We start from the raw sequence: 13,410 nt of genomic DNA on the forward strand, positions 1-13,410 counted from the left end.
GATGCTGTTGTTATATTCAAAAATTTCTGAGGATGCCCATGACAGTATCGTAAAACAATACCTGAATGATTTTGACCAGGATTTTCAGAAAAAAATTTTAAGATATCGGAGATGGCAAGACAGTCAGCTCTCCTTGTTAGGCAGGCTTATGTTGCTAAAGGCCTTTGAAGAATACGGAATTTGCGGTGCCGAAATAAATAATCTGGAGTACAATAAGTTTGGGAAACCTTTTTTAAAAACAAAGGCGGTGTTTTTTAATATTTCGCATTCCGGAGATTTTGTCATTTGTGCCGTAAGCAAAAAATCTGAAATAGGAATTGATATCGAGAAAATGACAGCGATTGATCTAGCCGATTTTAAACCGCAAATGACGGCTGATGAATGGAGCAGGGTTGTAGAGTCTGAAAACAAACGAACCTCTTTTTTTGAATATTGGACCCAAAAAGAGGCCGTAATAAAAGCACACGGGCACGGATTAACATTGCCCCTAAAATCATTTGAGGTTTTAGATAACAAAACGATGATTGATGGTGAAGATTTTTATCTGAAAGAGATAGAAATAAACGAGGAGTACAAATGTTACATTTCGCAAAGCATTGCTATTGATGAAATTTTAATAAAAGAAATTCTAATTAATTAATAAAAAAATGAAAAATTTAATACGCTTATTTCTACTGCTGTGTCTGCTACCGACCTGTTTGTTTTCGCAGACAAATTCTTTTAAATTAGAGAAAACAAGTACTTTTTTTCCAAATTGGGAAGATTTAAAAAAAGAGAAAATAGACTTTTATTACTTGTCAGTACCAGAGGATTGGAGTAATCCGGCGAGTAAAAAAATTAAAATTGCCGTAGCAGTTGTAAAGAGCACATCAAAAAATCCAAATTCAAATGCTACCGTTTATATAGAGGGAGGTCCGGGTGCAGGAGGTCTTAACGGATTATGGAGATGGCTTGGACACCCCATACGAAAAAACAGTGATATTGTAGTTGTAGATGTTCGCGGAACAGGATATTCGTTTCCTAAATTTTGTCCGGACTTAGGAAAAAAATTCTTAGAAATCCTGGCCGAAAACCAAAGTAAAACGCAGGATGAACAACAAAAAACAATTGCTGCAGTAGCGTGTAAACAAGAATTAATAAGCAAAGGAATTGATATCAATGCCTACAATAGCAAAGCTATTGCACAGGATTTGAATGCACTGAAAAAAGAATTAAAATATACAAATTGGAATGTTTACGGTGTTTCTTACGGAACTTATACCGCTCAGGTTTATGCAAATGATTTTCCGCAAGATATAAAGTCATTGATTCTTGACTCTTCGATTTCAGATATAGCACAGTATTATAATGCCAATGCCTCTAATTATGTGCACAGCTTAAACAAGATTTTTGAGGATTGCAAAAATGATCCAAATTGCAATAAACAATTTCCGGAATTAGAAAAAGTTTATTACGAAACAATCGAAAAACTAACCAAAAATCCCGTAACCGTAGCAGTAGATAAAAATATTATCCCAAAAGGGAAATTTACTTATAATGCCGAAGATTTTAAAATCGCTATTCAGCAAGGCTTATACAACAGCCAGTTGATAGAGGTTATCCCAATGTTGATTTATGAATTTAACAAAGGAAATAAAAGTACGTTGAGCTCACTTGTTGCTGCTTTTTCCGGTGCGTTAGGGTTAGATTACGGACAATATTATTGTGTGAGTTGCAATGAAGCATTACCAAACAATTCGATTACAGCTTTTGATAAAGATGCCCAAAAATATAAAAAATTACTGGGAGGATTGTCGTTTTACAGATCAGACTTTTTAGTTTGCGATAAATGGAATTCAGACAACAAAAAGTCTCCGGCAGTTATAAACGATTTATCAAACTTATCGACGCTAACGGCACCGGTATTAGTATTCTCCGGTGGTTTTGATCCAATTACACCCTCTACAAACGGAAAACTAACAGTAGATAAATTTAAAAACGGTTATCTGATCAAAGCACCAATATCAGGGCATGTACCGGGTTTCTCGAATGCAGGAATTCAAATTGTAGATCAGTTTATACAAAATCCGGGAAAAACCCCAAATGCCAAAGAATTAGAGTCAGAAACTAAAGTTCATTTTGTTTCAGACGTAACTATAAATGGTGGTGTAGCCAATTTTGGAAACAGCTTAAACGAATTTAATTTATTGTTTTTTGCTCCCCTATTTATTGCTGTTACGATCATGCTGGTTGCCATTTTTAGTTTCATCTATGTGTTAATAAGAAGAAAAGAAACGTTACCAAATAAGATCATTAAAATTTTATTGATAATAGCCTCAATAGTATGTCTGTTTATCTTTGTTCAGTTGGCATTGGCTTTAAACAGTACAGCTCAGGGTAATTTTTATATTCTTGCTTTTGGTTTACCAAATCAGTTTGGTTATTTGTTTACGCTGCAATGGATCTTTGTTGCAATAACGGTACTTGCTATAATTTACTTTTTGTTTACTATTAAATCAATCTCTAATGCAAGTGTTACAGCGGCGATTTTATTCTCGCTTGTTTTAATTGGAGTTTACTTTCAATATTGGGGTTTTTTGTTCTAGAAACTTTTAGAATTTAGCCAGCAACTACAAAAAACCATTCGCCGAGGCGAATGGTTTTTTTTTGAATTATGCTGAAATCCTCACTCTCAAATCCTGTCTTATTTTGATGCTTTAATATCTTATAGGTTCTGTTACTACATAAGGACGGATTAAAATCCGTCCCTACAAAATAATCCGAGCCGAAGGCTCTGAAAAAATTCCGTAGGTATGATCTATCTTGTAGCAACGGATTTTAATCCGTTGGTTTAAAAAGAAAATCAACATAAAGTTCCATAGGAACGCCATATATTAGGCGTTACAAAATGAATGAAAACTTGACAAAAGTTTTTTAATTTTCCTTTTTGCTTCTATCCTTCACGCGAAACCGTTAAACGAGATATTTGGATATTTGGATCGTTTTGGACGGATTAAAATCCGTCCCTACAAAATAATCCAAGCCGAAGGCTCTGAAAAAATTCCGTAGGAATGATCTATCTTGTAGCAACGGATTTTAATCCGTTGGTTTAAAAAGAAAATCAACATAAAGTTCCATAGGAACGCCATATATTAAGCGTTACAAAATGAATGAAAACTTGACAAAAGTTTTTTAATTTTCCTTTTTGCTTCTATCCTTCACGTGAAACCGTTAAACGAGATATTTGGATATTTGGATCGTTTTGGACGGATTAAAATCCGTCCCTACAAAATAATCCAAGCCGAAGGCTCTTAAAAAATTCCGTAGGAACGAGCTATCTTGTAGCAACGGATTTTAATCCGGTGATTGAAAATAAAATCAACATAAAGTTCCATAGGAACGACATATATTAGGCGTTACTAAATGAGGGACGGATTAAAATCCGTCCCTACAAAATAATCCAAGCCGAAGGCTCTTAAAAAATTCCGTAGGAATGATCTATCTTGTAGCAACGGATTTTAATCCGTTGGTTTAAAAAGACGATCAACATAAAGTTCCATAGGAACGCCATATATTAGGCGTTACAAAATGAATGAAAACTTGACAAAAGGTTTTTTAATTTTTTCTTTTTGCTTCTATCCCTCACGCGAAACCGTAAAACGAGATATTTGGATATTTGGATCGTTTTGGACGGATTAAAATCCGTCCCTACAAAATAATCCGAGCCGAAGGCTCTGAAAAAATTCCGTAGGAATGATCTATCTTGTAGCAACGGATTTTAATCCGTTGGTTTAAAAAGAAGATCAACATAAAGTTCCATAGGAACGATGTATATATATATTAGGCGTTACAAAATGAATGAAAACTTGACAAAAGGTTTTTTAATTTTCCTTTTTGCTTCTATCCCTCACGCGAAACCGTAAAACGAGATATTTGGATATTTGGATCGTTTTGGACGGATTAAAATCCGTCCCTACAAAATAATCCGAGCCGAAGGCTCTGAAAAAATTCCGTAGGAATGATCTATCTTGTAGCAACGGATTTTAATCCGTTGGTTTAAAAAGAAAATCAACATAAAGTTCCATAGGAACGCCATATATTAGGCGTTACAAAATGAATGAAAACTTGACAAAAGGTTTTTTAATTTTCCTTTTTGCTTCTATCCTTCACGTGAAACCGTTAAACGAGATATTTGGATATTTGGATCGTTTTGGACGGATTAAAATCCGTCCCTACAAAATAATCCGAGCCAAAGGCTCTTAAAAAATTCCGTAGGAATGATCTATCTTGTAGCAACGGATTTTAATCCGTTGGTTTAAAAAGAAAATCAACATAAAGTTCCATAGGAACGATATATAATACACCTCTTAATCGTTTGTTTATCAAGGTGCTAAATCCCTTATTTCTAATCCGTAATTTTTCTCTGAAAAGTCCGTAATTTTTAGAGGTATGCTGTACTTAATTTAGCTCAAAATCAACTTTTCTTGTCGATGAGCAAAATTATTATTTTGATGATTCTTCATAAACTTTTGTTGTCTTTAAAACAGGATTGTAATCCTATCGAATAGAAAACAAAAACCTGAAAAAAGCTGATTTTTATAAAAAGTAGTATAAAAGAAAAAACTGTCTGTCATCAAAAAGAAATTTTAAGGTTTATGAGTAGAAGCGAATTTCGAAGTAATAATTTTATCTCAAAATATTGGAAAAAGAAAACATTAAATAAAATATCTTTTAATGGATCAGATCAATTTCAAATAAATCTTGAAGACGTTTTTATTGATGCAACAGCACTAGATTATTTTAATAAAATCACCAATAAAAATACAGTAGCACAATACACGGTTATTAGCGCTGTTTACTCCTTTTTGCTTAGGCGATTAGCGAATGATTTTGATGGGAGTATTGCCTCCGGATATGATCAGGCGAATCCGTTATTATTGTCATTATCTACAGATCTCAAACTGTCTTTTAAAGAATACCTTCAAAAAGTAAAAAGTGAAATCCTCGAAACATTAGAAAATGAGGATTATGAGCCAACAGAAATTCAGGATTTAAGCCTGTTTTCAAATTATGGCTTACGTTTTAATTCCGGCTTGGCATTAAGCTGCAATGGCATTTTGCTGGATGTAACGATCAATGATTCCGGTAATATACATATTAAGGCTTCCTATCTCGAAGGGTTTGTAAAAAATAATATAGCCCAATATCTGGTTCATCATTTTAAAAATTTTATAGCACATCTGGAAGATAACTTAAATGCAAACTTATCAGAATATCAATTATTATCTCAGGAAGAAAAGAATCAGCTATTGGTTGATTTTAATGCTACTAATATTGCATTTCCAACAGATAAAACGATTGTTGATTTGTTTGAAGACCAGGTATCAAAAACACCACAGAATATAGCTGTTGCGCTCGATGGCAAAGAAATAACTTACTTAGAGTTAAACAAAAAAGCAAATCAGTTCGCGAAGTACATTGCTGCACAACATCATATAACCAAAGGAGATATAGTGGGTGTGCTTTTGTCAAAGTCAGAAATGGGAATCGTTTCTTTATTGGCGATTTTAAAGATAGGAGCAGTGTATTTGCCTATTGATGCTAATTATCCTGTCGAAAGAATCAATTATTTGATACAAGACAGCGGTTTAAAATTGCTAATTACTGCTGATACAACTACTTTGAATGTTAATAATTGCGATTTAATATCTATAGATTCAATAGAACTGGACGATAATAATTGGACTAATATTGATACCGCTATTTCGCCAAAAGATTTAGCGTACATCATTTACACTTCTGGTTCTACAGGATTGCCAAAAGGAGTAATGGTAGAGCATCAGAGTACGATAAACATGTTTCTGGATCAGATTCGATCTTTTGAAATTACAGAAAAAGACAAAATTATATGGTTTGCTTCTGTTTCTTTTGATGCCTCTATATCAGAGATTTTAATGGCTTTGATAAGTGGGGCCGCATTATGTATTCCTGCCGAAGATGTTATTAAAGACAAAGAACTGTTTAAGGTCTTTTTGAAAGAGACACAAGCAACGGTAGTCACTTTTCCGCCAAGTTATTTAGCCTTATTGTCAGATGAGGATATTTTAGGATTAAGATGTATTATAACTGCCGGAGAGTCTGCCAATCCTGCAAAAGCATTTAGCGTTACAGCACTTGGTATTGACTATTATAACGCTTATGGTCCTACAGAATGCACGGTTTGTGTGTCTATTTATAAAGTTACCAAAGACGATTTCGACAAATCTATGATCTCAATAGGCAAACCCATTGCAAACACCAGGGTTTATATTTTAGATCAGGATTTGCAACTATTGCCTGTAGGAGTTTCAGGAAAAATATATGTTTCGGGAGCAGGATTAGCAAGAGGTTATCTCAATAAAACAGCCCTTACCAACGAAAAATTTATTGCAAATCCGTTTATAGAAGGAGCGCTACTGTACGATACAGGCGATTTAGGTCGTTGGTTGGCAAATGGCACGATCGAGTTTTTAGGACGAAAAGACGAGCAGATAAAATTACGCGGATTTAGAATTGAACTGGGCGAAATCGAGAATACGATTTTACAATATTCAAAAGCTATAAAACAAGTCGTGGCAGACATAAAAGAGCACAATAACGAGAAAACACTTGTTGCTTATTTTGTGGGAACAAACCTTGTTGATAAAGCAGATTTGCGCACTTTTTTGCAAAACAGATTACCGGATTATATGGTTCCCGGTTTTTATGTACCACTAGAAAAATTGCCGTTGACTCCTAATGGCAAAATAGATAAAAAATCATTGCCTGCAATTTCTGGCGCTGATAGTATTAGAAAAATATATGTTGCGCCACGCAATAAAACCGAAGAAGATCTGGTAGCAATCTGGCAACAAGTTTTGGATGTTAGAAAAATTGGTATTACAGATGATTTTTTTGAATTAGGCGGACATAGCTTAATTGTAGGGCAGGTAATCAATAGAATAAACCAAGAATTAGGGAAAACAGTTTCTTTTAAAACATTTTTTTCTAATGCTACTGTCGAAAAAATAAGCACACACTTAAAAGACAATAATTATACAGCAATCGAGAAAGGAGCCAACGCAGGGTCTTATCCGCTAACGGCATCACAAAACCGATTATGGATTTTGAGTCAGCTGGAAGGTGGATCATTGGCTTATAATATGCCTGCTACAGTAAAGTTAACGGGAGATCTTGACAGCAAAAAGTTCGAAGAATCTTTTGCCTTATTAATAGAACGTCACGAAATTTTAAGAACCTGTTTTAAAACAAATGCAACCGGAGAAGTGCAGCAATATGTATTGCCTGCCGAAGAGGTTAATTTCAAAATTTTGTACGAAGATTTTACTTTGGCGGAAAATCAGGAAGACGAAGTTCAAAATTATTTGTACCACAGAAATAAGGTAACTTTTGATCTGGAAAAAGCACCACTTTTACGAGCTTCTTTATTAAAATTAAAGAATCAGGAACAGGTGTTTTTCTTGTCATTGCACCATATTATTGGCGATGGCTGGTCGATGGAGTTGTTAATTTCTGAAGTTATAAAAACCTATAACGCCTTAATACAAGGAAAAAATATCGATTTGCCGGTATTAAAGATTCAGTACAAGGATTATGCTTTGTGGCTTAATACTGCCATACAACAACAAAAACAACAAGAATCAGAACAATATTGGCTGGAACAATTTTCAGGAGAAATACCGGTTTTAAACTTACCAAGTTTCAAAACGCGTCCCTTGGTTCAAACCTATAATGGTGATCAGAAAAGACACGAATTTTCGGAAACATTTTTAGAGCAATTAAAAGCATTTTCGATACAGCAGGACGTTACCCTTTTTATGACTTTAATGGCAGGAATAAACACCTTGCTTTATACTTATACCGGTCAGGATGATATTATTTTAGGAACACCAATTGCAGGAAGAGAGCATCCGGATTTAGAGAATCAGTTAGGGTTGTATCTTAACACACTTGCGATCCGCACAAAATTTAACGAGAACCATAGCTTTGCAGCTCTTCTTATTGCCCAAAAAGAAACGTTGTTAGAAGCCTACGAACATCAAAATTATCCTTTTGATGCCTTGGTGGGTAAACTTAATTTAAAACGTGACACCAGTCGCTCTGCTTTATTTGATGTCATGGTGGTTTTGCAAAGCCAGGGACAATTAAATAATATAGAGAAAGAAGCACTTTCTAATCTGGCAATAAGTCCATACGAGTTTAAAAGCAAGACTTCTAAACTGGATTTAAGTTTCACTTTTATCGAAAACGAAGGATTAAGTTTGGTAATCGACTATAATTCTGATACCTACGATTCGTATTTGATCGAAAGAATGTTTGCGCATTTTGAGAATCTTATTACGGCAGCTGTGGCAAAACCAGAGACGGTATTGCATGCCATAGAGTACCTGACAATAGCCGAAGAATACCAATTATTAAAAACATTTAGTGATACGGCAGTAAATTATCCAACAGATAAAACAATCATTGATTTATTTGAAGAGCAAGTTGCCAGAACACCGCATAATATAGCCGTCGTTTTTGAGGATAAAGTGCTTACTTATAGTCAACTAAACGAGAAAGCGAATCAGTTAGGGCATTATATCAGACAAAATAATAAGGTACAGCCAGATGATTTAATAGGTATTAAACTGGAACGAAGCGAAAAAATGATTGTTTCTATTTTTGCCATCTTAAAGTCAGGAGGAGCTTATGTGCCTATCGATCCCGGTTATCCGCAGGAAAGAATCGAATATATAGAAAAAGACAGTAAGAGCAAGTTTGTTATTGACGAACAGGAACTCGAATTGTTTTACAAACAGCAAGACCAATATTCTAAAGTAAATCCGGAGAAAATAAATTCGCCGGAGAATTTAGCCTACGTTATCTATACTTCAGGAACCACTGGAAATCCTAAAGGTACATTGCTGGAACATAAAAATGTAGTACGCTTATTTTTTACAGACAAACCCTTATTTGATTTTGATGAAAAGGATGTCTGGACAATGTTTCATTCTTATGCTTTCGATTTTTCGGTTTGGGAAATTAACGGAGCCTTATTGTTTGGAGGGAAATTAGTAGTAGTTCCCAAAATTATCGCTCAGAACACACCTGCATTTTTAGAATTGCTGTACGATCAGTCTGTAACAGTATTAAATCAGACACCTTCGTCGTTTTATAATCTAATTCAGTACGAAAAAACAGAAGCAAAGAAAGACTATAAACTGCGCTATGTAATTTTTGGAGGAGAAGCATTAAATCCTTCTTTATTAGGAGACTGGCACAAAAAATATCCCGATACAAAATTAATCAACATGTACGGTATTACAGAAACTACCGTACACGTGACTTACAAAGAAATAGGATCAAATGAAATCGCATCTGAACAATCGAATATTGGAAAACCAATTCCAACTTTGGGCTGTTATATTCTTGATCCAAATAAAAATATTGTTTCTATAGGTGTTTTTGGAGAATTGCATATTACAGGATCCGGATTAGCAAGAGGATACCTGAACCGTCCGGATCTAACTTCAGAAAAGTTTATACCAAGTCCGTTTGTCGAAGGCGAATTGATGTATAAAACAGGAGATTTAGGAAGATGGTTGCCTGACGGCGATATTGAGTATGTGGGACGAATTGACCATCAGGTAAAAATAAGAGGCTTTAGAATTGAACTTGGAGAGATCGAAACCGCAATTGCACAATATTCTGATACGATCGAAAAAGTAGTTGTCGAAGCAAAAGAAGTCAATCAGGAAAAAGTATTAATCGCTTATCTGGTTGCCACTAGTGCTATTGATAAAGCAGAATTACGATATTATTTGCAAAGTAAATTACCAGAATATATGGTTCCGGTTTTTTATACAGCACTAGAAGCTATCCCGCTTACCTCAAACGGAAAAGTAGATCGTAAAGCTTTGCCTGTCATAAAAGGAGAGGATTTATTGCAAAAAGAATACAGCGCTCCAAGAAATGCAACCGAAGAGAAACTGGCAGCAATATGGAAAGAAGTATTAGCAATTGACCAGATCGGAATTACGGATAACTTTTTTGAATTAGGAGGTCATAGTTTATTATTAGGTCAGGTCATTAATAGAATTCACAAACAATTAGGGCAAACAATCTCTTTTAAAACATTTTTTATCAGTCCAACAATCGAAGGACTCAGCAAACAATTACAAGAAAATAGTTATAGCGCTATAGAACGAGCGCCGGAGTCAGAATTTTATCCTCTAACGCCTTCCCAAAACAGATTATGGGTTTTAAGTCAGTTAGAAGGTGGCGAAACTATCTATAATATGCCTGCAGCTGTAGAGCTGAAAGGGATTATTGATATTGTAAAATTCAATCAGGCATTTATTCAATTGATAGCGCGTCACGAAATATTGAGAACCTCTTTTAGAACGAATGAAGATGGAGAAGTGAGCCAATTTATTGTTGGGATCGATCAGGTAAAATTTAAAATTACAGAAAAAGATTTTACTGCAATAACAGATAAAGAGCAACATATTGCTGCTTATTTAGAACAAAAAAATAACGAAATTTTCGATTTAGAGCAAGCACCTTTAATCAAAGCTTCGGTCATAAAATTAGACCAAAACGACTATCTGTTTTTCTTATCCCTGCATCATATTATTGGCGACGGCTGGTCTGTAGAGGTATTAATAGCCGAGGTTACAAGAATTTATAATGCCTTAATGCAAGGCAAAGAAATTAATTTGCCGGCATTAAACATTCAGTATAAAGATTATGCCGTATGGTTAAATAAAGACCTTCAGCAAGAAAAACACCAGAAATCAGCGCAATATTGGTTGCAACAGTTTGCGGGAGAATTGCCTGTTCTGGATTTGCCAAGTTTCAAAAAACGTCCGTTAATACAAACCCATAACGGTAATAATATAACGCATCAATTTTCATCTGATTTTTTAGAAAAACTAAAAACATTTTCAAAAGAACAGGATGTAACCTTATTTATGACTTTAATGACAGGTATCAATGCATTATTGCATTTGTACACAGGTCAGAGTGATATTATAGTAGGAACACCAATTGCAGGCAGAGAACATCCTGATTTAGAGAATCAGATAGGTTTGTATCTTAATACATTGGCGATTCGTACCCTATTCGAAGAAAATATCAATTTTGCAGATTTGCTAAAAAAGCAGAAAGAAACGTTAGTAGATGCTTTCGAACATCAGAACTATCCGTTTGATGAGTTGGTAGGCAAACTAAACTTAAAAAGAGATAGTAGCCGTTCGGCTTTATTTGATGTTTTGGTTGTACTGCAAAACCAGACACAGTTGAATAATCCTGGTACCAAAGAATTAACCAATCTTGAAGTTCGCAATTATCAATTTTCAAGAAAATCATCTCAGTTTGATCTTAGTTTCACCTTTGTAGAAAATACAGGATTAGACTTAAAAGTGGAGTACAATACAGATATATATGATGCGTATTTGATCGAAAGAATGTTTTCGCATTTCGAAAAATTACTTACTGTATCTATAGCGCAGCCAGAAATAGCGGTACAAAAAACAGCGTATTTAAGCGAGGATGAAAAACAAAAAATACGAGTCGATTTTAATGCGACCAAAGTTATTTATCCAAGCGACAAAACGATTGTAGATTTATTTGAAGAACAGGTAACTAAAACGCCTGATAATAAGTCTGTTTTATTCGAAGAAACCGTATTGAATTATACAGATCTAAATAAAAAAGCCAATCGATTAGCACATTATTTAAGAGCAAACTACAGCATAAAACCAGATGATTTAATAGGCATAAAACTGGACAGAAGCGAGAGCATGATTGTTGCTATTTTGGGTGTGTTAAAATCAGGAGCAGCCTATATACCAATAGATGTTAATTATCCGCTGGAAAGAATCGCTTATATCGAGAAAGACAGTAATAGTAAGGTCATTATTGATGCAGCTCTATTCGAATCCTTTATCGAAATTCAGGAAAAGTACTCCGCAAATAATATTCAAAAAATTAATGTGCCAGGTAGTTTAGCTTATGTAATTTATACTTCGGGTACAACCGGCAATCCAAAAGGAGTGATGGTAGAACATACCAATGTGATTAATTTAATATCACATCAGTCTTTTGTTTTTGGTATTAGAGATACAGAAAATATACTACAGTTTTCTAATATTTCTTTTGATGCATCTGTAGAGCAAATATTTTTAGCTCTTTTAAACGGAGCTGCATTAAGTATCCCTAATAATGAGACATTACTAAATGGCAAAAAGCTGGAAGAATTTATTGCCATACAAAATATTACGCACCTGCACGCTGTACCTTCTTTATTAGAAAATATAGAACCTCAGAAATTCCCATTTTTAAAGCGTGTTATTTCCGGAGGTGATGTTTGTCCTGTAGAACTGGCAAATAGCTGGAGTACGTATTGCGATTTTTACAATGAATATGGTCCAACGGAAACTACCGTAACGGCGATCGAATTATTGTATCATAAAGAGGAAGATTTCTCGATAGGCAGACCCATTGCAAATACACAGGTTTATATTCTAAACCAGGCATTGCAGCCATTGGCAATTGGGGCTACCGGAAAAATATTTATAGCCGGAGCCGGAGTTACCAGAGGCTATCTAAACAAACCGGAGCTTACGGCAGAAAAATTTATCGCCAATCCTTACAGCAAAGATTCCCTGATGTACGATACAGGAGATTTAGGCAGATGGTTGCCTAATGGTACGATCGAATTTCTGGGACGAAAAGACCAGCAGGTAAAACTACGCGGATATCGAATAGAGTTAGGAGAAATAGAAACCGTAATAGCTCAGTTTTCCGGAGATATTAAACAAGTTGTTGTAGAACTAAAAGAGATCAATTCTGATCAGTTTCTGGCGGCTTACCTCGTTTCAAATGTAGCTGTAGATACGCAGCAACTTAAACATTTTCTACTGGGGAAACTACCCAATTATATGATTCCGGGTTTTTATATAACACTCGATAATTTTCCTTTAACGCCTAACGGAAAAATTGACAGAAAAGCACTGCCGGATGTTTCAGGAAACGACATTATAAAAAAGGAATATACTGGTCCCCGAAACGAAACCGAAGAAAAATTGATCGAAATATGGCAGGAAGTTTTAGGAGTAGAAACCATAGGCGTGTACGATAATTTTTTTGAACTGGGAGGACATAGCCTAAAAGCAATGAAGCTTATTAGCCTTATCTACAAAGAATTTGAAATAAAAGTTTCTATAAATGATTTGTTTCAAAATATCGTATTAGAAGATCAGGCGCTGTTAATAGAAAATATTTATACGGCTTATAATACTGAAATGAACCAGGATGAAAATGATATTGATGTAGAAATATTTTCTATCTGATATCCTTTTTAAAATAGTTGAAAAACCAACATAATTAGGTTAAGATTCATAGAGA

The 13,410-nt window shown here is 34.7% G+C and carries 3 protein-coding genes; all 3 read left to right on the forward strand.

Annotation, left to right across the window (positions count from 1 at the left end):
* Position 1: 1 nt before the first annotated feature.
* The 3 genes from B0A64_RS03840 (at position 2) to B0A64_RS03850 (ending at position 13,355) form a co-directional block, all read left to right on the forward strand.
* Positions 2-640, forward strand: coding sequence for a 4'-phosphopantetheinyl transferase family protein (locus B0A64_RS03840; RefSeq protein ID WP_089478223.1), 639 nt, complete (start codon positions 2-4; stop codon positions 638-640).
* Positions 641-647: 7 nt separating this feature from the next.
* Complete coding sequence (locus B0A64_RS03845) at positions 648-2,585, forward strand: alpha/beta fold hydrolase (protein ID WP_089478224.1); 1,938 nt, start codon at positions 648-650, stop codon at positions 2,583-2,585.
* A 2,049-nt stretch (positions 2,586-4,634) separates the two neighbouring features.
* On the forward strand, positions 4,635-13,355 hold the full coding sequence (locus B0A64_RS03850) for a non-ribosomal peptide synthetase (RefSeq protein ID WP_089478225.1): 8,721 nt from the start codon (positions 4,635-4,637) through the stop codon (positions 13,353-13,355).
* The last annotated feature ends 55 nt before the right edge of the window (positions 13,356-13,410 follow it).

It is taken from the genome of Flavobacterium araucananum (assembly GCF_002222055.1).
GTDB lineage: Bacteria > Bacteroidota > Bacteroidia > Flavobacteriales > Flavobacteriaceae > Flavobacterium > Flavobacterium araucananum.